The 22,718-nt window shown below is 45.1% G+C and carries 24 protein-coding genes; 17 read left to right on the top strand and 7 right to left on the bottom strand.

Going from position 1 to position 22,718, the window contains the following annotated elements; translation table 11 throughout:
• The first annotated feature begins 10 nt into the window (after positions 1-10).
• Positions 11-505, top strand: coding sequence for an anaerobic ribonucleoside-triphosphate reductase activating protein (nrdG, locus tag ACY2VW_RS02985; RefSeq protein WP_022462937.1), 495 nt, complete (start codon positions 11-13; stop codon positions 503-505).
• A gap of 27 nt (positions 506-532) precedes the next feature.
• Positions 533-967: a dUTP diphosphatase gene (locus tag ACY2VW_RS02980; protein WP_461876945.1), complete on the top strand. Its 435-nt coding sequence runs from the start codon at positions 533-535 to the stop codon at positions 965-967.
• Between the two features lie 69 nt (positions 968-1,036).
• Here the strand turns inward: ACY2VW_RS02980 and ACY2VW_RS02975 are convergent, their stop codons facing one another.
• Positions 1,037-1,999 (bottom strand): NYN domain-containing protein, encoded by a 963-nt coding sequence (locus ACY2VW_RS02975; RefSeq protein WP_195531071.1) that lies wholly within the window; start codon positions 1,997-1,999, stop codon positions 1,037-1,039.
• Positions 2,000-2,257: 258 nt separating this feature from the next.
• On the opposite strand from ACY2VW_RS02975, the gene ACY2VW_RS02970 reads away from it, so the two are divergent.
• Together ACY2VW_RS02970 and ACY2VW_RS02965 are read left to right on the top strand one after the other, a co-directional pair.
• Positions 2,258-2,467: a helix-turn-helix transcriptional regulator gene (locus ACY2VW_RS02970; RefSeq protein ID WP_461876944.1), complete on the top strand. Its 210-nt coding sequence runs from the start codon at positions 2,258-2,260 to the stop codon at positions 2,465-2,467.
• Positions 2,464-3,255, top strand: coding sequence for a DUF3169 family protein (locus tag ACY2VW_RS02965; protein ID WP_461876943.1), 792 nt, complete (start codon positions 2,464-2,466; stop codon positions 3,253-3,255). The genes ACY2VW_RS02970 and ACY2VW_RS02965 overlap by 4 nt, the downstream gene beginning before the upstream one ends.
• An 80-nt stretch (positions 3,256-3,335) precedes the next feature.
• Here the strand turns inward: ACY2VW_RS02965 and ACY2VW_RS02960 are convergent, their stop codons facing one another.
• Together ACY2VW_RS02960 and ACY2VW_RS02955 are read right to left on the bottom strand one after the other, a co-directional pair.
• Positions 3,336-4,706 (bottom strand): MATE family efflux transporter, encoded by a 1,371-nt coding sequence (locus ACY2VW_RS02960; protein ID WP_461876941.1) that lies wholly within the window; start codon positions 4,704-4,706, stop codon positions 3,336-3,338.
• 150 nt (positions 4,707-4,856) lie between these two features.
• Entirely contained in the window at positions 4,857-5,045 is a 189-nt protein-coding gene (locus ACY2VW_RS02955) for a hypothetical protein (RefSeq protein WP_461876940.1), read from the bottom strand.
• Between the two features lie 184 nt (positions 5,046-5,229).
• On the opposite strand from ACY2VW_RS02955, the gene ACY2VW_RS02950 reads away from it, so the two are divergent.
• From ACY2VW_RS02950 to ACY2VW_RS02925, 6 genes are all read left to right on the top strand, one after another.
• Entirely contained in the window at positions 5,230-5,604 is a 375-nt protein-coding gene (locus tag ACY2VW_RS02950; RefSeq protein WP_461873327.1) for a GntR family transcriptional regulator, read from the top strand.
• 62 nt (positions 5,605-5,666) lie between these two features.
• Positions 5,667-6,518 carry an ABC transporter ATP-binding protein gene (locus ACY2VW_RS02945; RefSeq protein ID WP_461876939.1) on the top strand — a complete coding sequence of 284 codons (852 nt, stop codon included), beginning with the start codon at positions 5,667-5,669 and terminating at the stop codon, positions 6,516-6,518.
• Positions 6,515-7,171 carry an ABC-2 transporter permease gene (locus ACY2VW_RS02940; RefSeq protein ID WP_461876937.1) on the top strand — a complete coding sequence of 219 codons (657 nt, stop codon included), beginning with the start codon at positions 6,515-6,517 and terminating at the stop codon, positions 7,169-7,171. The genes ACY2VW_RS02945 and ACY2VW_RS02940 overlap by 4 nt, the downstream gene beginning before the upstream one ends.
• Before the next feature lie 105 nt (positions 7,172-7,276).
• Positions 7,277-7,729, top strand: coding sequence for a GtrA family protein (locus tag ACY2VW_RS02935; protein WP_461876936.1), 453 nt, complete (start codon positions 7,277-7,279; stop codon positions 7,727-7,729).
• A gap of 90 nt (positions 7,730-7,819) precedes the next feature.
• Positions 7,820-8,122, top strand: a complete 303-nt coding sequence (locus tag ACY2VW_RS02930; protein WP_461876935.1) for a DUF1294 domain-containing protein — start codon at positions 7,820-7,822, stop codon at positions 8,120-8,122.
• A 34-nt stretch (positions 8,123-8,156) separates the two neighbouring features.
• A complete protein-coding gene (locus tag ACY2VW_RS02925; protein ID WP_461876934.1) occupies positions 8,157-9,425 on the top strand; it encodes a DNA polymerase Y family protein in 1,269 nt (422 codons plus the stop codon).
• 72 nt (positions 9,426-9,497) lie between these two features.
• Here the strand turns inward: ACY2VW_RS02925 and ACY2VW_RS02920 are convergent, their stop codons facing one another.
• Positions 9,498-11,144 carry a SulP family inorganic anion transporter gene (locus tag ACY2VW_RS02920; protein ID WP_461876932.1) on the bottom strand — a complete coding sequence of 549 codons (1,647 nt, stop codon included), beginning with the start codon at positions 11,142-11,144 and terminating at the stop codon, positions 9,498-9,500.
• Between the two features lie 281 nt (positions 11,145-11,425).
• Here ACY2VW_RS02920 and yfcC point away from each other — a divergent pair, with 281 nt between their 5' ends.
• The 7 genes from yfcC to ACY2VW_RS02885 all read left to right on the top strand — a co-directional run bounded on the left by yfcC (position 11,426) and on the right by ACY2VW_RS02885 (position 20,435).
• The gene (yfcC, locus tag ACY2VW_RS02915; protein WP_461876931.1) at positions 11,426-12,946 is read left to right on the top strand and encodes a putative basic amino acid antiporter YfcC; all 1,521 of its coding nucleotides are present in this window, start codon (positions 11,426-11,428) and stop codon (positions 12,944-12,946) included.
• 15 nt (positions 12,947-12,961) lie between these two features.
• On the top strand, positions 12,962-14,110 hold the full coding sequence (gene iadA / locus ACY2VW_RS02910; RefSeq protein ID WP_461876930.1) for a beta-aspartyl-peptidase: 1,149 nt from the start codon (positions 12,962-12,964) through the stop codon (positions 14,108-14,110).
• Between the two features lie 152 nt (positions 14,111-14,262).
• Positions 14,263-15,159 carry an endonuclease NucS domain-containing protein gene (locus ACY2VW_RS02905; protein WP_461876929.1) on the top strand — a complete coding sequence of 299 codons (897 nt, stop codon included), beginning with the start codon at positions 14,263-14,265 and terminating at the stop codon, positions 15,157-15,159.
• A gap of 129 nt (positions 15,160-15,288) precedes the next feature.
• The gene (locus ACY2VW_RS02900) at positions 15,289-18,279 is read left to right on the top strand and encodes a DEAD/DEAH box helicase (RefSeq protein WP_461876928.1); all 2,991 of its coding nucleotides are present in this window, start codon (positions 15,289-15,291) and stop codon (positions 18,277-18,279) included.
• Position 18,280: 1 nt separating this feature from the next.
• Positions 18,281-18,682, top strand: coding sequence for a (deoxy)nucleoside triphosphate pyrophosphohydrolase (locus ACY2VW_RS02895; RefSeq protein ID WP_461876927.1), 402 nt, complete (start codon positions 18,281-18,283; stop codon positions 18,680-18,682).
• Between the two features lie 73 nt (positions 18,683-18,755).
• The gene (locus ACY2VW_RS02890; RefSeq protein ID WP_461876926.1) at positions 18,756-19,391 is read left to right on the top strand and encodes a class I SAM-dependent methyltransferase; all 636 of its coding nucleotides are present in this window, start codon (positions 18,756-18,758) and stop codon (positions 19,389-19,391) included.
• A gap of 222 nt (positions 19,392-19,613) precedes the next feature.
• On the top strand, positions 19,614-20,435 hold the full coding sequence (locus ACY2VW_RS02885; protein WP_461876924.1) for an HNH endonuclease domain-containing protein: 822 nt from the start codon (positions 19,614-19,616) through the stop codon (positions 20,433-20,435).
• Between the two features lie 428 nt (positions 20,436-20,863).
• Here ACY2VW_RS02885 and ACY2VW_RS02880 read toward each other — a convergent pair whose 3' ends face one another.
• From ACY2VW_RS02880 to ACY2VW_RS02870, 3 genes are read right to left on the bottom strand one after another with little or no spacing between them, the layout of a single operon-like run.
• A complete protein-coding gene (locus ACY2VW_RS02880) occupies positions 20,864-20,995 on the bottom strand; it encodes a hypothetical protein (RefSeq protein WP_461876981.1) in 132 nt (43 codons plus the stop codon).
• Complete coding sequence (locus ACY2VW_RS02875; protein ID WP_461876923.1) at positions 20,982-22,136, bottom strand: IS91 family transposase; 1,155 nt, start codon at positions 22,134-22,136, stop codon at positions 20,982-20,984. Before ACY2VW_RS02875 ends, ACY2VW_RS02880 begins: the two co-directional genes overlap by 14 nt.
• Positions 22,123-22,488: a tyrosine-type recombinase/integrase gene (locus ACY2VW_RS02870; protein ID WP_461876978.1), complete on the bottom strand. Its 366-nt coding sequence runs from the start codon at positions 22,486-22,488 to the stop codon at positions 22,123-22,125. The genes ACY2VW_RS02875 and ACY2VW_RS02870 overlap by 14 nt, the downstream gene beginning before the upstream one ends.
• Positions 22,489-22,718 lie beyond the last annotated feature (230 nt).

Below are 22,718 nucleotides of genomic sequence, written 5' to 3'. Positions count from 1 at the left end.
AGTGAAAGCTATGAGATACCATAATATAACGAAAGACGATATGCTGAACGGAGACGGCCTGCGCGTCGTGCTCTGGGTCGCCGGATGCGGCCATCACTGCAAGGGATGTCAGAATCCGATTACCTGGGATCCAAATGGCGGCATCCCGTTTGATGACGCGGCAAAGGCAGAAATTTTTGAACAGCTGGACAAGGACTACATTTCCGGCATCACCTTCTCCGGCGGAGATCCGCTGCATGAGGCAAATCGGGCGGATGTGACGGCTCTGGCAAAAGAGATCAAGGAAAGATATCCGAAAAAAGATATCTGGGTTTACACCGGATATGAGTGGGAATCCGTCTGTGATCTGGAACTGATGGATTACACGGACGTGGTTGTGGACGGTCGCTTTATTCTTGCCCAGAGGGACGTTACCCTGGAATGGAAGGGCAGCCCGAATCAGAGAGTCATTGATGTGAAAAAGACGAGAGCACGCGGCGAAGTCGTACTGTTCGGCGAAAAGTAGTCACGCAAAAAGAAAAGGAGACGCTTTATGGAAACCATTAAAATTCAGTATTTAAACGATGAAATTGAGCGCCTGCGCTATATCGACGGAAAGTCCGACTGGATCGACCTGCGCGCGGCAGAAGAAGTAGAGTTAAAGGCCGGAGAATTTAAGCTGATCCACCTCGGCGTTGCGATGCAGCTGCCGGAAGGCTATGAGGCGCATATCGTGCCGAGAAGCAGCACCTTCAAGAACTTCGGCATTATCCAGACGAACCACTGCGGTATCATCGACGAGAGCTACTGCGGACCGAACGACTGGTTCTACATGCCGGCGTATGCCCTGCGCGACACCGTGATTTATGTGAATGACCGCATCTGCCAGTTCCGCATCGAGAAACACCAGCCGACCATCAGCTTTGAGGAAGTTGACCATTTAAACGGCGAAGACCGCGGCGGAATCGGAAGCACAGGAAAACAGTAAATCCGAGCTGCGAATTATATAGAAAGACCCCGGAAACATCAGTGAAAACTGGCGTTTCCGGGGTCCTTTTTATTTCATCTGAACCGTATTATTCGTGATTTTGAATTTTTTGAAGCTGTTGATAAAGCTCGAAATCCTGCTGTACCCATACTGCTTCACATCAAAGCCCGGGAAGCGGCTCCGCAGAGCGTCGTGGATGATGCTCAGATTGTCGATATGGCCGCCGTTTGAGCAGATCAGGTCGGTGATGCACTTTTCGATCTGCTGGCGCGATACGGTGTTCTGGCGTTCTTTTACAAGGTAATTGTGGCCGGTCTTCAGTACCTCGATATCGTTCATGCTCTCTAAAAACGTCGAGAGCTTTGAATAGCCGTAATTTCGAACATCAAATTCCGAAAATTTCTTCTGTAAGATACTGCCGATTTCACTGAGTGTCGTATTCTTTCCGTGGTCATTGTTTTCCGTCAGCACACGTGATACGGTCCGCTCAATCTCCGCCTTGCTCGTAATCGACGGAGCCTCATCCTGCGAAACGCCGTAGCGTGCCGAACTCTCCGAAACAGCAGTGATAGCAGGGGAGATATCGTCCTCATTCTGGGAGATCACCTCGAGGATTTTAAAGGCATCACACGCGACACGGAACGAGGACGGCGTTTTCTGTTCGCCCATGCCGAGCACAAACATGCCCGATTCGCGCAGACGCTGTGCCAGCTTCGTAAAGTCGGAATCCGAGGAGACGAGGCAGAAGCCCTCCACATTTCCGGAGTAGAGGATATCCATGGCATCGATAATCATCGCAGAGTCGGTCGAGTTCTTTCCGTTCGTATTGCTGTACTGCTGGATCGGATTGATCGAGTAGCGTAAAAGCTGTTCCTTCCAGCTTTTTTTCGAGATGTCCGTCCAGTCCCCGTAGATTCTCTTGTACGTAGCAACGCCCTGGTCGGAAACCTCGTCCAGGATATATTTGATGTATTTCGGGGAAACATTGTCCGCATCGATCAATACGGCAAACCGGCTGTCTTTCTGTTCCATAAATTCTGTCCTTTCTGCGGCTTGGAGTGGGGTTCCGGGGCCTTCCGCCCGGAAGAAAATAGATAATATTAGTTTAGTACATTTCGGAACACAAATCAACCGCGAGTTTTGGCAAAAGACTGGGGAACGGAAAATGACAAAAAAACTTGTCAAAAAGGATTGACAAATAAAGTTGTCAATGATAGAGTAATAGATGACAAGAAAAGTTGTCAAATAGAAAACTCATCTAAGAAACGTGAACAGAAAGGAGATGCTGCGATGCCGCTGTACAATCAGCTAAAAGAATACCGTTCGAAGCTCGGCATCAGCCAGACCGACCTTGGAAAAATGGCCGGGGTATCGAGACAGACCATCAGCCTGATCGAACGGGGAGACTATTCGCCGTCGGTGACACTGGCGTTAAAACTTGCAAAAATCTGTGAAGTAAAAGTAGAAGATATTTTTCAATACGAGGAGGATGAATCATGAAAGAAAAACAGGGGAACAAACCAAATTCCTACGGAAAGCTGATGAAACGGATGCTGATCTATCTCGGAATCGGCGGAGTCTTCGGTTTCTTTGTCGGAATTTTTGTGACGTTCGGGGTGAAAAATGGCATGAGTGATCTGAGCGATCTGGTCCGCCCGCTGGCACTGCCGATCATTGCGGTAATTTTCGTTGTAAGCATTGTCCTGATGGAATTTTACAGCCGGAAGTTAAAGGATATACTGAAACATCTCGAAGAAGCAGAGGATGAGCAGTACGAAGTTTTAAGCTATGAAGAAGAGAAATACGGCGCGATGCTGATGAACTGTAATGTGATTTCGCAGGTCTGCGATTTCAGCGTGCTGTCATTTACCTTTTCCCGTCCCTGGCTGGAAGAAGCATCGGGAAAAGAGCTCGCTGGATTCTTGGCAGCCTGTGTTCTGTTTTGTATCAGCTTCTTTCTCTATGGCTATTATCAGATGCGTTATGTAAAAATGGTTCAGGCAGCTCACCCGGAGAAGAGAGGCGATATGAACTCAAAAAACTTCCAGAAAGACTGGATGGCAAGCTGCGATGAGGCAGAAAAAGAGATGGTATACCAGAGTGCCTATAAGGCCTATATGGCGCTGGGTAAGATGATTCAGATCCTGCTGTGTGCGACGATGCTCCTGCATCTGGTGTTCCATACCGGTATTCTCGCAGTCATTGTCGTGGGCGTCGTTTATCTGACGATGACACTCACGTATAATCATTCCTGTGTAAGTTTGCAGAAAGCAAAACTGAATCCGTAACCCTGTAAATACAAAAAACTGCGTGGAATGCATTTCAAAATCGTGCATTCCGCGCAGTTTTGCGTTTGGTATGAAAAATGTCAGCTGATTGGAGCTGTCGGTGTCTTTGTTCCATACTTTTTGTCGATATTCTTCATCACGAACAGATACGAAACACCGGTAAAGACAGCTGCCGTCACCCAGGCTGCCGGGTCACAGAAACAGGCGAGCGGATAGCTGATGACTTTCATGGCAATCACAGCTACAATAAGGCGCGCAAACAGTTCAGAAACGCCGCCCATCATCGGCAGAAAACCGTAGCCGCAACCCTGCATTGCATTTCGGAAAATAAAAATAGTGCAGAGCGGTACATAAAAAAACGCACACATATAAGAGTATGTTTTCGCCCACGGCATCATGGCGGCCATATCGACATCACCCGAGAAGAAGAGAGAAAGACATGGCTTCAGAAGAAGGAAGACGAGAACAGCGGCTACGATAGAATAGGTGATGGAAGTCAGAAGTGCAGCGCGAACTCCCTTTTTGATCCGCGGAATATCGCCTTTCCCGAAATTTTGCCCGCTGTAGGTTGCCATCGTCTGTCCCATTGCGGAAAAGCCCTGTGTGACCAGATTCTGCAGCTTACAGGCCGCCGTAAAAGCGGCAACCGCCTCTGAGCCGAACAGGTTAATGGCTGCCTGCATAATCATCGTACCGGATCCGGTGATGGCAAACTGGAGAGCCATCGGAATGCCCATCGAGAGTTGATGACGGGAATCTGCCGCATGAAGCTTCCAGTGGTGTTTTTCCGGCCACATATCCGGCATGGAGCGATAGATATAAAAAAGACAGAGCACGGCAGAAATTCCCTGAGAGAAAACAGTTGCATATCCGGCTCCCGCAACGCCCATTTTAAAATGGATAATGAGAAGCAGATCCAGAAGAACATTTAATACAGCCGAAAAAATCAGGAACATCAGCGGAGTCTGGCTGTTTCCGACCGCACGCAGATAGGAGGAAAGCAGATTGTAAAAAATCGTGGCGATCAGTCCGCCGCAGATAATCATAATATAGGTATAAGCGTCCTGAAAGATATTTTCCGGTGTGTTCATGAGATGCAGCAGCGACCGCATGGAGATCATGCTGAAGAACGTCAGGACAACCGTGAAAAGGAGAGCCAGTAGAATGCCGTTTGCCACACTTCGCTTTACCCCATTTGTATCCTTTGCGCCGAACCGTTGCGATGTCAGAACCGTAAAGCCTGCTGTGATGCCCTGCGCAAAGCCAAGCACCAGGAACATAATGGTTCCCGTAGAACCAACTGCAGCCAGTGCATCCGCCCCGACATAACGTCCGACAATGATTGTGTCTGCCATGTTGTAGAGCTGCTGGAAAATATTTCCGATAATCAGCGGCAGCGTAAACCGCAGAATGACCGGCAGCGGACTGCCCTTTGTCATATCTCTTTCCATGAAAAACCTCCTCAAAAATGATAAAAATAAGTTTTGTATTCATTTCAAACGAAAGCTATTTTATCACATTCTGAGGAGGTTGTCACACTTTATTTTGACATTTTTCCTGCGATTTTTGACAGACAGAAAACGGATATTTTCCAGCCTTTTTTATAGAAGTTTTTCATACACAGCTTTGATTTTTTCCGCCGTCTGCTGCAGCTTCTGCGCACGGTGTCCGAAAATCCGAACAGCAAGATCGCCGCCGGAGAGCGTCGTTGCGCCGCCGTCGATTTCCGGATCGCCGTCAAGAATTTCCCGGATTTCATCAATTTCATGTGTGACAGAGGAAAAAACCATATAAAAGAAAGAAAAACATGCAAAAGGCGTAAGAAAACAAAGAAATTCGGCATGACAGAGTGCGTCATTGGAAGAAGCGGATGGCAGGAAAAAAATCGGAAACTCGAAAATAAACAGTATATAACAGTTGACAACAGTGTTCGACTGTTATATACTGTTTATCGTGAAGGAGAAACAGAACAATATGCATATTATTTTAAACCATTCCTCCATGGTGCCGATTTATGAGCAGCTCATGGAGCAGATCAAATCAGAAATTATAGATACCGCATTAAAAGAAGGAGAAGCGCTCCCATCCGTCCGTTCTCTGGCCGGGGAACTGCGGATCAGTGCGCTGACCGTGAAAAAGGCGTACGATAAGCTGGAAGAGGATGGCTTCGTTACAACTATTCACGGAAAAGGAACGTATGTAACGGCTTCCGACCAGCAGCTCGCAAAAGAAGCAAGGCAGAGAGAAGCGGAAGCGGATTTTGAAAAAGCCATCGACCGCGCCCTTTCAATGGGAATGAGCAAAGAAGAAATTTCAGAAATCGTACAGCTCCTTTTGGAGGAAAAATAAAAAGAAAGGTATCGTCCCAGACGAAGAAATCTGATCTGGGCAGAAGAAAGAGAGGTTCCGACATGATCAAGATGGAGAATGTCAAAAAAACGTATCCCGCGTTTGATTTTCAGCTTTCCCTGGAAATTCCCAAGGGAAGAATTACCGGTCTGGTAGGAAAAAACGGGGCAGGAAAAAGTACAGCAATCAAGCTGATGGTGGGACTTGTAAAAGCAGAAAGCGGAACGATTGAGATTTTTGGAAAACCGGTCAGCGAAATGAAAGCTTTGGATAAGCAGTGGATCGGCGTTTCCCTGGCAGAATCCGGATTTAACGAGCTGTTTACCGTTACAGATACGGAAAAGATTCTGGCAAAAATGTATCAGAACTTTGACAGGAACTGGTTTGAAGAGCAGTGCAGAAAACTCCAGCTTCCCATGCAGAAAAAACTCCGGGAATTTTCCACTGGAATGAAAGCGAAGCTGCGCGTGCTTGCTGCTTTATCTCACAGAGCAGATCTGCTGATTCTGGATGAGCCGACGGCCGGCCTTGATGTGGAGGCACGGAACGAAATTCTCGATCTGCTGCGAAGCTATGCGGCGGAGGATGAGAGCCGTACGATTCTCATTACTTCACATATTTCTTCCGACCTCGAGCATCTCTGTGATGATATTTACCTGATTCACGAAGGAAAACAGATCCTGCACGAGGAGACGGATGTGATTCTCGAACAGTACGGCCTCATCAAAGCAAGCGAAGAGCAGTATGCGGCGCTGGACAAGGAATATCTGTTGAAATGCCGGAAGGAAGCGTATGGTTATGCATGCTTCACAAGCGATCAGCAGTATTACAAAGAAAATTACCCGGATCTTGTTGTCGAGCGGGCCGGGATCGATGAATTAATTTTGATGATGACAGGAGGAGAAGTACGATGAGCGGATTATTACAAAAAGATCTCTGTCTGCTGAAAAGCAACCGGAAAACACTGGTCCTTTTTTTGGCCCTTGCAGTAGTAATCAGTCTGGGGCAGACAAATACCTTTATTCTGGGCTATTTCCCGTTTCTTATGATTATCATGCTGACAGGAACTATTTCGTATGACGAGATGGACAACGGATTTCCGTTTCTGTTTACACTGCCGGTTGACCGGAAAATGTATATCCGGGAAAAATATCTGCTCTGTATCCTAGGCGCAGCAGGATCTTTTCTTATTGCTTTGGCACTGTATTTTGCCTCTCTGATGGTGAACGGCGTTGCAGATGCAGCAGGGCAGCTTCTGGAAAATGCAGGCATGTTTCCTGTCGTTCTGGCCGTATTTTTCCTGGCCATCGCGGTGACAATTCCAATCCAGGTGAAGTATGGAGCGGAAGGATCCAGAATTGTTCTGGCAGGAATCTGCTTTCTGGGTGCAGGTGTGATCTTGTTTGTACACAAAACAGCGGGGGATGCTGCACTTGAAAAAATTACATCATTCTCAGATATGCTGGAAAAAACTTCGGGAAAAATCGGAGCTTTTGCGGTCGGTATCGCTGCATTACTGATTTCTTATGGAATCAGCGTGAGGGTGATGGAGAAAAAAGAATTCTAACCGCTTCTCTGTCTGTATTACTTGAAAACCCTGATGTTTTATGGTATCCTCTATACGATGCTGCTTCAAAATGGCATCGTAAAAAACAGAGGAAACAGAGGAAAAATGAAGAAATTATTTGCACAGATTGTGAAATTCGGCATTGTCGGCTTCATCAGCTTTGGCATTGACTATGTGATCGGATTGATTGTCCTGAACCTTATCATGGCATTGACCTCCAGTTCCTATTTTGAAATGGCGTCGCTTGTCGGCTCCGTTGCAGGATTTACCGTGTCCGTCATCGTCAATTACATTTTAAGTTTCAAATTTGTCTTTGAACGAAAAGAAGACCTGAACAAAAAAGTCGAATTCATTACCTTCGTCGTCCTTTCCCTGATCGGAATGCTGCTGAACAGCTTTTTGATTTGGATTGTGGTAGGACCCATCTATAGCGGAAACGCGGTACTGCAGCAGAACATTGGTCACAACCTGATCTATACGATCGCAAAAGTATTCGCAACCGCGGTCGTTATGGTTTACAATTTTGTTACAAGAAAAATATTTCTGGAGAAGAAATGATTCTGAAAAAAATCTGAAAAGAAGGCAGCGGAGAAAAAACGCTGCCTTCTTTTCAAAGAAAGATAAAACCGAAAGGCTGGTGAACTGAAGATGAATCTTCCTATTCAACTGCAGACAGGATTGTATCTCTACCTGATCTGCATTAATATTATTACCATAGCAGTCTATGGCATTGACAAACGAAACGCTGTGCATGGAAAATGGAGAATCCGCGTTTCCACGCTTCTTACTCTGGCTGCAGCCGGCGGTTCTGCAGGAGCACTGTTGGCGATGCACCTGTTCCATCACAAAACAAAGAAAAAGAAATTCACCATCGGCATCCCGCTGATGCTGCTGGTACAGATCGTTCTTCTTGTCTTTCTTACAAAAGCAGACTTGCCGATTTCCATATAGAGCATGGCAGAAAAATTTTGCAGAGGTGTTGAGAATGAGAGAAGAACAAACAAAGAAACCGGAAAACCGCCTGATTTTTCATATTGATGTCAACAGCGCCTTTTTATCCTGGGAATCCACTCGGCGGATGAAAGAGGGGCTGCCGGATCTGCGGGACATTCCCGCCTGCATCGGCGGCGACCCGGCAAAAAGGACGGGAATCGTCGTAGCCAAGTCGATTCCGGCGAAAAAATGCGGTGTCCAGACCGGCGAGCCTGTGGCAATGGCACTGCGGAAATGCCCGAATATGGTTATTGTTCCCAGTGATTTCGATCTTTATGTCAAGTGCTCCCGGGCCTTCAAGAAAATCTGCGCATCCTACACTCCGGTCATGGAGTCTTTCTCGATTGACGAAGTGTTCCTTGATATGACGGGAACCTCTCTTTTGTACCCGGACCCGATCGCGGCAGCACATGAAATTAAAGACCGGATTTCCGACGAGCTGGGATTTACGGTAAATGTCGGCATTTCCACCAATAAACTCCTGGCCAAAATGGCGTCCGATTTCGAAAAACCGAACAAAGTGCACACCCTGTTTCCAGAAGAAATCCCTGAGAAGATGTGGCCGCTTCCGGTACGCGAGCTTTTGTTTCTCGGCAAAGCGTCCGAAAAGAAGCTGACCGAGGCCGGAATCCGCACGATCGGAGATCTGGCACATGCACGGGAAACTGATATTCAGACCCTGATTGGCAATAAAAACGGCTATCAGCTGTACCAGTACGCCCGCGGCATCGACGATTCCCCCGTAAAAGCACAGCCCGATGAGGCGAAAGGCTTCAGCGCAGAGACGACCTTTAACGAGGACATCGTCTCTATCGAACAGGTCGACCCGATTCTTCTCGCCCAGTGTGACATCGTGGCCGCCCGCATGCGTCGGAAAAAGAAAAAATGCACCTCCGTTTCCATAACCTTCCGCACCCTCGATTTCCGAAACCGCTCACACCAGACAAAACTTCTAAATGCGACCGATATCACAGATGAAATCTACCGCTACGCCAAACAGCTCTTCCGCGAATCCTGGAAAGGAGAGCCCCTCCGCCTGATCGGTGTCTCCGTAACCGGCCTTACCGAAGACGATTTCGAACAGCTCTCCCTCTTCGAAGATCCCGAAAAGAAGGAGAAAAGCCGTAAACTCGATGCCGCCCTCGACGCAATCCGCCAGAAATACGGCAACGACAAAGTCACCCGCGCAAGCATCCTGAACGGAACACAGGGAATTGCAAGAAAAGCGAAGGCACAGATGAAAAATGATGCGGAAAACTGAAAAAATGGCAGATCAGAAGTCATACAACCTCTGATCTGCCATTTTTTTGCGCACAGAAATGCAGGTGATATCTTATCTTGAAATCAGCTCCTCCGCATGCTTTAACGCATCCGAAATATTCGCACAGAAATTTTCTTCCCCGACAAGCTCCACAAAGCTGGATTTTTTCATCACCTTCATCGGCTGCTCATTCACGTGAGAAAAGACGAGGGTGATCCCTTTCGATTCGCAGAGCTTCGTCAGATTCTGGAGCGCATTCATGGCCGTACTGTCGATCGCCGGTACGCTCCGCATCCGGAGAACGAGGCACTTCGTGAAATCCTTTACCACGATGTGCTCAATCGCATCCGCCGCGCCAAAGAAGAGCGGTCCTGTGATCTCGTATACACGGATTTCCAGCGGCAATTTTTGCAGATGCTCATCCACCGCCGGGGAATCATCGTCCACATAGACCCAGCTGTCGGCGTGCGTTTCCTCGCTCATCCGCTTGATGAAAAGCAGGCAGGCCAGAACCATGCCGATCTCGATTGCGACAACGAGATCAAACACAACGGTCAGCACAAACGTAGTAAAAAGAACGATAATATCACTCTTCGGAGCCGTGCGTACAAGATGCACGAAGGTTCTCCACTGGCACATATTGTAGGCCACAAGGAACAGAATCGCGGCAATCGTCGGCATTGGAATCATGCCCGCAAACGGCATCAGCACAACAAGAACGATGACGAGCGTAATGGAATGCACCATACCCGCAACCGGCGTGCGTCCGCCGTTTTTGATATTTGCCGCCGTTCTGGCAATCGCTCCCGTAGCCGGAATACCGCCGAAGAGCGCAGAAGCAATATTTCCGGCACCCTGTGCAATCAGCTCCGTATCCGAACGATGCTTGCTGTTGATCATGCCGTCCGCAACAACACAGGAGAGAAGCGACTCAATCGCTGCAAGCACCGCGATCGTAAACGCATTTGGAATCGCCGACTGAATCAGTTTCATGTCAAAAACCGGCAGATGAAGCGTCGGAAGCGCATTGCTGATTGTGTACAGATTTCCAATCGTAGAAACGTGCAGCGGCAGAAACTGAACCATCAGAATACCGGCAATAACAGCAATCAGCGATCCCGGGATTTTCTTGAAAATCAGCGGAGACACGATCAGAATAGCAAGGCTGACCCCTCCGACAATCAGAGCATCCGGTGAAATCGTGGAAAAATTCTCCGCAAATGCCTTCAGTTTTTCCATCGTTTCAATCGGCTTTACCCCGTCAGGATACGTAATGCCGCAGAAATCCTTTAACTGTCCGATCACGATTGTCACCGCAATACCGGAAGTAAAACCCGTCGTAATTGTATAAGGAATAAACTTGATCAGACTTCCAAAATGACAGAAGCCCATGATAATAAGGAAGACACCGGCAAGAATGGTCGCCGTCATCAGCCCCTCGAGGCCGTCCCGCGCGACAATACCGGCAACAATCGTAGCAAACGCGGCCGTCGGACCGGCAATCTGGACACAGCTTCCGCCGAGCGCGGAAATCACAAAGCCCGCCACAATCGCAGTGAAAATACCAGCCTCCGGTCCCACGCCGGAAGCAAGAGCCAGTGCAATAGAAAGAGGAAGTGCAATGATCGCAACGATGATACCGGCAGTCACATCTTTGGCAAACTGCGCGCGGTCATAGGACTTCAGAGAAGTGAGTAGCATTGGTTTGAACGAATTCATTTGAAAAGCTCGCTTTCTGTATTAGATTTGTATTACTGTTAGAACAACTTTCCAAGTATAGCATAAGAGACGGGGAGCAGGAAACCCAAAAAGGAATTGTTTGTCTTTCTATACAATCATGTTATGCATGACATTGCACACAGCTTGCAGAAAAATCCGAATGGAAAATTTTTCTGCCACTTTTTTGATTTTTTCAGTGACTTTCCTCTATGATCTATGGTACACTAATCCATGCGCGTTAAAAATGAGAATAGAATATCAAATGGAGGAAATCTCAAAATATGAGCAAAAAGAAAGGCGAAGGCCTGAAATCATTCAACAGGGGATTTAACGTGCCGGATACCTACATTATCATCTTTTTTGTGGTGGTTATCGCGGCCGTCATGACTTTCCTCGTCCCGAAAGGCTATTACGAGACGGAGGATGTCACATACCTGATGAACGGGGTAGAAAAAACCCGTACCGTCATCAAAGACGGAAGTTTCCAGTATCTGACCGATGCTGCCGGAAAACCGGTCACAGAAGGCGTTGCACTGTTCAGCGGCGACGGCGGAACCGGATTTTTCAATTACATGTATAACGGAATTATCAGCAGCTCCGCTATCGAAATCATCGCATTTCTGATGGTAGTCGGCGGTGCTTTCGGCATCATGATCCGCACCGGAGCTGTTGAGGCGGGCCTGATCGGCCTGATCCGCAAGGCAAGAGGAGCCGAAAAACTGCTGATCCCGGTCCTTTTCGTCCTGTTTTCCCTCGGCGGAGCCGTGTTCGGAATGGGAGAAGAGGCCCTTCCGTTCACGATGATCCTCTGCCCGTTGTTCGTTGCTGTCGGATACGACACCGTCATTGCTGTGCTCGTTACGTACGTGGCAACACAGATCGGCTTCGGATCTTCCTGGATGAACCCGTTTTCCGTCGGAATCGCACAGGGAATCGCCGGCGTTGACGTCTTCTCCGGCGCAGGTTTCCGTATGGTAATGTGGGTGGTATTCACCGCTCTTGGCTGCGGCATGACCATGTTCTATGCAGCAAAAGTCAAAAAGACCCCGGAAATCTCCGTTGCCTACGAAAGCGACCAGTATTTCCGTGACCAGAACGAAAAAACAGGCATCGACGAGGGTCATTCCTTCGGCATCGGCCACATCTTAGTTCTGGTGACCCTGGCAGTTACCATTGTCTGGGTCATCTGGGGCGTTATGGCAAAAGGCTATTACATGGCAGAAATTGCAACCCAGTTCTTCATCATGGGAATCGTGGCCGGTGTGATCGGTGTCATTTTCCATCTGAACGACATGAAAGTGAACGACATTGCCGTTTCCTTCAAAGACGGCGCAAAAGACCTGATCGGCGCAGCACTCGTTGTTGCGATGGCACAGGGCATCATGCAGGTGCTCGGCGGTTCTGATCCGACCACACCGACCGTTATCAACACCATTATGTACGGCATCTCACAGGCCCTGGCCGGTCTCTCCGGTGCAGCCGCAGCCGTGCTGATGTACGTGTTCCAGTCGGTCTTCAATTTCTTCGTTGTATCCGGCTCCGGTCAGGCGGCGATCACCATGCCGATCATGGCACCGCTCGCGGACCTTCTCGGCGTATCACGCCAGACATCTGTCCTTGCGTTCCAGCTCGGTGATGCCTTCACAAACCTGATCGTCCCGACCTCCGGCTGCCTGATCGGCTCCCTGGCGATTGCAAAGATCGAGTGGTCGAACTGGATCAAATTCATGTGGAAATTCTTAGGGATACTGATGATTGGAGCAGTCATTACGATTCTGATTGCGGTTGCTATTGGATTTTAAGAGGAGTGAGAGAAAATGATATTATTTCAGAATATAGACGTCTATGCGCCGGAATACCTCGGAAGAAAAGACGTTCTTACGGTGTATGATAAAATTGTCAAGATCGCAGATGCCGGCACGATAACGGCAGACGGCCTGCTCTCTGGAGCGGAGACCGTAGACGGAACCGGACTTGTCCTGACACCTGGCTTTGTCGACTGCCATGTTCACGTGCTCGGCGGAGGCGGTGAGGGCGGTTTTGCCAACCGCACCCCGGAGGCAACAATGGAAGGCCTGAACAAATTCGGCGTGACAACCGTTGTCGGATGTCTCGGAACTGACGGCATTGGCCGTGACATGTGCGCGCTCGTGGCAAAAACAAAAGGTCTCCGGGAGCAGGGCATGTCCGCCTGGTGCTACACCGGCAGCTATCAGGTTCCGGTGCGCACACTGACGGATGGAATTACAAAAGATATCATGATGATCGAAGAAATCATCGGAACCGGCGAAATCGCCATCTCGGACCACCGATCCTCACAGCCGACCTTCGAAGAATTCGCACGGCTGGCAGCAGACACGCGCCTCGGCGGCGTTCTTTCCGGGAAAGCGGGAGTGATCAATGTCCACCTTGGCAACGGTGCAAGATGTATGGAGCTGATCGAACGCGTCATCAGCGAAACCGAAATCCCGGCCAGCCAGTTCCTGCCGACCCATGTCAACCGGAACGAGAAGCTGTTCCAGAAGGCAATTGAATACGCCGTAAAGGGCGGCGCAGTCGATTTCACCGGAAATGAAGAGATCGATTACTGGGAAACTGTCTGTGATGAAGTCCGCGTGTGCAAAGGAATCCGCCGCATGCTGGATGCAGGCGTTAACCCGAAACACATCACCATCTCATCCGACGGCCAGGGCAGTCTGCCGATCTTTAATGAGAAGGGAGAATTCCTGCGGATGGGCATGGGCCAGTCGAGCTGTTTGCTGAAAGAAGTAAAAGAATGCGTGGAGAAAGCGGGAATTCCGCTGGAAACCGCGATTTCGACCATTACGTCGAACCCGGCGGAAATTCTGTCACTGAAAGGAAAAGGGAAGATCCGGGAAGGGTTTGATGCGGATCTTTGCATACTGGATCAGGGATTGGAACTTCGGGAAGTGATTGCACGGGGGAAGACGGTGTATCGGAAATAGCATATTGGTAATATTGGGAAAAGGTCACAGCTTTGCGGAGCTGCGGCCTTTTTTGATGGGAATGCCTGCGGAAAGAATGTTTTACAATAGTATTTTGTAAGAAGGTACGATATAATGAACATATATCTTGCGACAGGGAAGGAGAAACTGCAGTGTCGGAAATAAAACTTTTTGAGGTCGGAACGGTTGTAAAAGAGCGCACCTCTTCCACGGTAGTATTGGAGAAACAACTGCAAACAACGATAGAGCAGAACATGGAGACATTTTTCGGCGTTCGTTTTCTGAAAAGTGAATATATGATCACATCCGGAAGAATGGACAGCATCGGAATTGATGAAAACAACAGCCCGGTAATTTTTGAGTACAAGAGAAGCACCAGTGAAAATGTAATCAATCAGGGATTATTCTACCTGGACTGGCTTCTGGATCACAAAGCGGATTTTAAACTGCTTGTGATAGAAAAATTTGGAATGGAGGTCGCCAACCAGATCGACTGGTCCGTGCCTTGCGTTATCTGCATTGCAAATGATTTCACGAGATATGATGTGCATGCAGTCAATCAGATGCAGAGAAATATCAAACTGGTGAAATACCGCAAATATGGGGAGGAGCTGCTGCTGTTTGAACATTTGAATACACCAGTGGCAAAGCCGGTACCGGAGACATCGACGATGCCGACAGCAAGTACATACACACAGAAAACGCATGTAGAGAAGCTGGCTTTGGCAAGCAGCCATTTCAAAACATTATATACAGCACTTTGCGATTATATCGAATCGCTGGGAGATGATCTCGTTGCGAACCAGCTGAAGCTGTATTTGGCTTATAAGAAAGTACAGAATATTTTCTGTATTGAGATTTATAATAAGCAGATTCTGCTGCGGATGAAACTCGATCCAGATACTGTTGAACTGGAAGAAGGGTTCACAAGAGATACCCGCGGAATCGGGCATTATGGAACTGGGGAGCTGGAAGTGTCAATCAAGACAGTGGAGGATTTCCAGAAGGCGAAGAACTTGATTGATCGAGCATATCAGGAGACGATGTAAAGTGGTCATGAGATAATGTCCCAATGAAAGACGAGTTATAAATTAGTAAATATTGGGAGCTTGTGAAAAAATTTGAATTGTGAGATAAAATAGATTACAATTTAAAGTTAGAACAGAGAGGATGAAACGGTGAAAGAAGAAATAATACAAAACATAAATCAAGGTTTGGAAGCAGCTTATATCAACGGTAATCTCGCTTCTAATCTGGAATATAAACCAAGTTTTATATCAAACAATCCAGAAGAAGGTAAAAAAGTTATTTCTTCTATTGAGGAAGAGCTGCTTCGCTGTGAACAATTCCAGATTAGTGTGGCATTTATCACAATGGGAGGAATCACGCCCCTGTTGCAGACATTAAAAGAACTCGAACGAAGGGGAATTCCGGGGAAAATCCTTACAACGAATTATTTGGATTTCAGTGAACCAAAAGCCTTAGCCAAACTGAATGAACTGAAAAATATTACCCTGAAAATGTATGATGTGGAAGCAGCAGATAATGGATTCCATACGAAAGGATATATTTTTAAGAAAGAGGAAGTCTATAGAATTATCCTTGGCAGTTCCAATATGACAAGCGCAGCACTTACCAGCAACATAGAATGGAACACAAAGATTATATCTACAGAGCAGGGCGAGGTAGCAAACGAGATCGTAGAAGAATTCAATCTGCATTGGAATTCAGAGTACGCTTTGGACTTTGAAAGCTTTTATGAAATTTATAAAGCACGATATGAGATTATCAAGCATCAACGGGAAGAAGCTAAAAAAGACAAGATTCCGTCTTTTGAAAAATATACATTAAAGCCAAATTCCATGCAGGAAGAATTCATTGTTAATCTTCGAAAAATCATTGAAAAAGGCGAGAAAAGAGCATTATTAATCTCGGCTACAGGAACCGGAAAAACGTATGCGTCAGCATTTGCAATGCGTGAATTAGGTTTTAAGAGAGTATTATTTCTTGTCCACCGGGCGCAGTTAGCCAAACAAGCCAAGAAGTCTTTTGAACGAGTGTTTAATAATTCCATTTCTATGGGCATCGTAGGAGATGGAAAACACGAATATGGCTGTGATTTTGTATTTGCTATGGTAGAGACGCTAAATAGAGATCAGCATTTGTTCCAATATGAAAAAGATGCATTTGATTGTATCATTCTCGATGAAGCACACCATAGTCCAGCGAATACCTATCAGAAAGTAATGAACTATTTTGAACCACAGTTATTTTTAGGTATGACAGCTACGCCGGATAAACTGGATGATCATATAGAAGGGCGAAATGTCTATGAACTTTTCCATCATCAAATAGCACATGAAATTCGATTACAGAAAGCAATGGAAGATCACTTGCTGTGTCCATTTCATTATTTTGGAATCAGTGATATTTCGTTGATAGATGATAAAACGTCTAAAGGAAAGAATCTTACAGAAAAAGATTTTAATCTTCTTACAAGCGAAGAACGGGTAGACCATATCATTGAGCAGGCTCAATATTATGGCTATAGTGGAGAACGCGTGAAGGGATTGATTTTTTGTAGTAGAAATAAAGAATGCGAAACATTATCGAGAATGTTCAATGAACGTGGGTATAGAACGCTTGCGCTTAACAATGAAACATCACAAAAGCTCCGAGAAACGGCATTTGAACGTTTAGCTATGAGGGAAGAGGATGCAACGGATGAATTACAGCCATTAGATTATATTTTCTCTGTAGATATTTTAAATGAGGGCATTGATATTGTCGAAGTCAATCAAGTCATTATGCTTCGGCCTACACAATCGCCCATTGTATTTATCCAACAATTGGGACGGGGGCTGCGTAAGGCGGAAGGAAAAGAATATGTAGTGATTCTGGATTTTATCGGAAATTACAATAATAATTTTATGATTCCCGTCGCTTTATCTGGGGATAATACCTACAATGCGGATGTGATTCGGAAATATGTTATTAGTGGAAATAGTACCATTCCGGGAGCATCTACCATTCATTTTGATGAAATAGCAAAAGAAAAAATTTTTCATGCGATTGATTGTATCAAACCAAGCACCTTGAAAGAATTGATGAAAGAAGGATACGTTAATCTGAAAAACCGTCTCGGAAGGCGCCCAATGCTTTTGGATTTTTACGAAAATGCGGAGATGGATCCTTTTGTAATTATTAAGGAATACAAAACTTATTATTCTTTTGCAGAACAAATGGAGAAAAAAGAGCATTTGTTTCAGTTGTCAGAACAGGAAAAGACAACATTGGAATATTTATCAAAGACAATATTAAGCGGTGTCAGACCAGATGAATTGGAGATTTTGCGATTGTTTTTAGAAAAAAATCAAATTACATATTCTGAAGTTATTGATAGCTGCAAAGAGCGATATGGTTATGAGACAACAACGCAAAAGATTGATCTTGCATGTGATGTTCTGAAAGGAAAATTTGTCACAAACAGCACGGAAAGAGAGAAGTTTTATCAGATTGATATTCTGGAAACAGATGGAGAGAATCGCTTAAAGAGAATTTTGAGTTATACAGAGCGCTTAGCACATAACGATTTTTACGATCAAATCCGAGATATTGTAGTTGTTGGTTTGGCTAGATATCAAGATAAATATGCAAAGCCATACAAAAAGGAAGTGCCATTTGTACTTTATGAAAAATACTCAAGAAGAGATGTCAGCTTGCTTATGAATGCTGGCAAAGACTTATCATCAACAATGTATGGAATGTCTCAACTGGGAGATGATGTTTTCATCTTTGTTACGTATCATAAAGCGGAAAACACAGATGAAGAAAAAGAATACGTTGATGGGAAACCAGATTATGCGGATGAATTTGTAGATAACGTGATTTTCAGATGGGATTCTCAGATTGATAAGAAATTAGATGGTGCCTATATGGATAAAGTTTTAAATACGCCGAGAAAGCATCTTTTTGTTCAAAAGACGGATGCAGAAAACAATTTTTTCTATATGGGAGAATTTGATGTCTTGGAGGCTCATGAAACGAAAAAGAAAAATAATAGAGGCGTATTAAAACCGATCTGTAAATTAAAATTTAAAATGCAAACAGCAGTAAGAGAAGATTTGTTGAGATATTTGCAGAGTGGAAAAACAATGGAGGAAAAGTAAAATGAAAACAATCAGAGTTGTTGCAGCAGTAATAAAAGCAGTAAATAAAACAGGAGAATCCATCATTTTTGCAACCCAGAGAGGTTATGGAGAATTTAAAGGTGGCTGGGAATTTCCAGGAGGAAAAATTGAAAAAGGCGAAACACCGCAGGAAGCTTTGAAAAGAGAAATTATGGAAGAGTTGGATACGGAAATAGAAGTGGGAGAACTCATTGATACAATTGAATATGATTATCCAGAATTTCATCTTTCTATGGATTGCTTTTGGTGTGAAGTTTTAAATGGACATCTTGTGTTAAAAGAACATGAAGCTGCAAAATGGTTGACGAAAGAAAAGTTAGACGAAGTAGAATGGCTGCCGGCAGATATTACATTGATAGAGAAAATTAGAAAAGAAATGTAAGAACAGAGAATTAGCATATATAATGCGAAAAAGTGCTGTTGAGAGAAAGAATGTGCGAGGATAGAAAGAAACTATGACTTTAGAGCGAACAAACCAGAAATTTACAGAGCAGAACGAAAATACGTTGCAATATTACGATGAAAATGCAGCTAAGTTTGTTGCAAGTACAAAGAGCGTTGAGTTCCGTTTTGTACAAGATAAGTTTCTTTCTTATCTTCCAGAAAGTTCTTATATTTTAGATTTTGGATGCGGTTCCGGGCGTGATAGTAAATATTTTCTGGAAAGAGGTTATCGTGTTGATGCCGTAGACGGATCCGAAGAAATCTGCAAAATTGCCAGAGAATATGTCGAAATCGAAGTAAAACAAATGTTATTTTCGGAACTTTCGTTCGTAAATAAATATGAGGGGATATGGGCGTGCTCTTCTATTCTGCATCTTCCAAAAACTGAGTTACGGGATGTGCTATACAAAATAGTGCGTGCCATAAAGCCAAATGGATATATTTATACTTCTTTCAAGTATGGAGACTATGAGGGATATCGTGAAGAACGATATTTTACCGATTTTACAGAGAATTCTTTTAAAGCATTTATAAAAAACTTTTCAGAAATAAAAATAGTAGAATACTGGATATCGAAGGATGTCCGCCCGGGTAGGAGTGAGGAAAAGTGGTTGAATTTGATACTTCAAAAATCGGATATAGTTTGAAACTGGATGGAAAATACTACAACACATTAGACATTGAAGGATTTTCACATATGCTGAAGGATCCATCCTACTGTTATAAGTTTTATTGGCTGGAAGCGATTGTTCAACTTATCGCGGAAGGTGTAAAAGAGACTACTTTTGATGCAGTTATCGATGAAATGATTTGTAACGCATGGTATTCGGTCCGTGAATTTCACATCCACCTGAGCGGAATGCCGATCGATGGACGGGTATGCGTCAGAATTAAAATCATCCAAAGAACAGCTTACCAATATGGTTCCTTACAGAGCCCTTGCAGGATTTTTTGATAAAGCAGAAGAACCAGCAGAGTGGGGAAGCGTCCGCCGGATGATGGAATATATTGAGAGAATTAATCGGCGTGTGGTGCTATTACCGTATACATTGGGAACCGGTAGTAAGCTTAAGAAAGAAATCTATTTTCAATCATCTTGGATGAAGATGATTCAGGATAACACGGTATCGATTCTCGGATGGATTCAATATGAAAAAGTCAAATGGCTACAAAACAACAATCCAGAAGTTCCAGGTCTTGTATATAAACTGGCACCGATGGATGAGAAAATGCGGAAATTGAATCATGTGCGAAAGCTATGGGAAGGCATTTTGGATCTGACGGAAGTCAGAGATGTATTTACTGGAGAAGTTGTCGCACCGAAAGCGTATGATGTAGATCACTTTATTCCATGGTCGTTTGTCATGAACGATGAACTTTGGAATTTGATGCCGATGGATTCTTCTTTGAATTCGGCGAAAAGTAATAAGCTTCCGAAATGGGATCCGTTTTTTAAAAGATTTGCGGAGAATCAGTATTTGCTGTATGGGTTTATTCATGACAGGCCGGGAATACATAAATTGTTTGAAGGGTGCTATCGGGATAATTTGCATTCTATCTGGGCTGGAAGAGAATTGTATTGCAAGGGGAATTCACGGGAGCAGTTTTATAATATTTTACAGAAGAATATGCAGCCAGTGTATGATTCAGCGAGACGGCAAGGTTATGAAGTTTGGAATAGAGGGGCGTGAATGGAAAAATCCTTAAAAGAATGGTGTATGGAACATGAGCGACAAGATATTTTGGTGCGATGGGATAAAGAGAATATAGAAGAGCTTCCTAAATTGTCGTGTGGTAGTGAAAAAAAGTAAGTTGGATTGGTGAACTTACAAAATAGTATTGAGGTGAATAAGTCATCACAGTGATATTCGTTTCTTTTAGAAATTTTGAAAAAAGGAACAAAAAAATGGAAAATTATCAAGATTTTTGGGAATATTATGGTATAATTCTTAAGGAAAGTATCAGATTCAGAGCAGACCAAAAGAGCAGTTCTGAGAAAAATCAGAACTGCTCTGAATGTGATTCTTTCCAATTGTACCAGGACGCGGACGGTTAGCCAGGATGTGTATGGGGAAAGTATTTTTTCCCTTTACCAAATGATGATAAATCAAGACGCTGTTCAGGGAATTTCATCGGAAGCCACAGAGTTTTTTGATTCCTTTTTGAAAAATGGGCATGCCTTTAAAGCCTTCTTCCGGAGGCTTTTTAAAAATGTATTCAATGAAGAAGGAGTTTTATCAGGAAGTTCCATAGGTTCTTCCTATGCTGCGCATACGATGGCAGCCACACTCCGGGCAGATACAGATATCTACCTTCCAGACTGTCTTTAGCAGTTCGGCCATGGACAAACCGGCATATCTGGCATGAAAACGCTGATGTCCCTGAAGCGTGAAGATTAATTTCAGGTTTTTCCTCCTGGCACGGTTATTCAGAAATCCATAATAGCGGATTTTTTGAAAGCCTGACGGAAGTACATGCATCAGATACCTGCGGATAAATTCGGTATGATCCAGAGTGATGATCCTGTGCGGGTCACCCGGCTTCCAGCCGCGGGCAGAAAAGGTCACTTTTTTGTGAGCGACAGACAGGATACGATGATTGGAAATGGCAACTTTATGTGTATATCTGCCAAGATACTCGATTGCGTTGCCAAATCCGTTGAAGGTCTCTTTGATATAAGGACACCAGTCTTTTTCAAAAAGGCGGCTGCGGAATTCAGCCCATTGGTAAGAGTTCCGGAGTTTTTCACAGGAAGAGGAAAACACCAGCTTCTGATTTTTATAAAGAGAATCCAGTTCTGCAAGATATTTTCCTTTGAACTTATCCCGGAGTACCTTGAGAGGAATAAAAAAAGACGTTCTGGTTTTCCATATTTTATGGTCTTTTGTCAGTCCGCCGCCGGAAATGATGCAGCGCATATGTACATGATATCCGAGTTCCTGATTCCAGGTATGAAGAACCTGAATAATCCCGGGTGTTGCGCCGAGCCACTTTTTACTGGCAGAAAGTTCAAGAAGTGTCTGGGCGCAGCATCTGTGCAGAAGGGCATAGAGAAGCCGCTGGTTGCAGTAAAGCAGAGGATTCAATTCATGAGGAAGTGTAAAGACCACATGAAAGTAAGGGGCATCGATGACTTCAGCTCTGCGCTTGTCCACCCAGATTTCTTTGTTGACGGCCTGACAGTTCGGGCAGTTACGGTTACGGCAGGAATTATAGTGGAACTCCAAATGGCCACGGTCCTGACATTGCGAAATGTTGATGCCAAGGTTACCGGATTTGCAGCTGAGGATAGCACGCGAAGCTTTCCGCTGGACATCGGACTGGTGGATGCCGGAAGCAGAGAAATCCTGATAGGAGTGTTTCCAGATGCTGCTGATTTTAAGATTCTGCATGGGAACGGCCTCCTGTCTGGTCAAAAGGACTGACAATACCAGAAAGGTGTCTGGAAGACAAATGGACATAAAGAACCGTGGAATACAGGGATTTATGTCCCATAAGAGCTTTTATGGTAAGCAGATCCGTACCGTTTTCATAAAGATGTGTGCCAAAAGCATGGCGGAAAGAATGGCAGGTCAGTCTTTCGGTCCATCCGAGCCGCCGCTCGTGTTCATGAATGTGACGGGACAGATAAAAGGTATCAATGGGTCTGGAAGGATCAAACTGTTTCGGGAAAAGCCATCCTTTTGGGTGGCCGTATTGAAACCAGTATTCCGTAAGAAGATCAAGGGCAGCAGGGGAAAGGATGGCATAACGGTCTGCTCTGGATTTATAGCAATTCCATAAATTACTGCAACTCTTGACTAAAGTGATATGCTTAAGCTAAGAGGTGATAGATATGTTACACAATGAAACCAGAAATCTTTTAATTCAAGCTTATAACAAAACACACAACGCAAAAGAAGTAGCAGAATGTTTTTCTGTTGATGTCAGTACCGTATACCGTCTGGTTGAACAAATGAAACGGGAAGGTTCTG

This window comes from Fusicatenibacter sp., from assembly GCF_977045365.1.
This window is presented reverse-complemented; position numbering and strand designations above follow the sequence as displayed.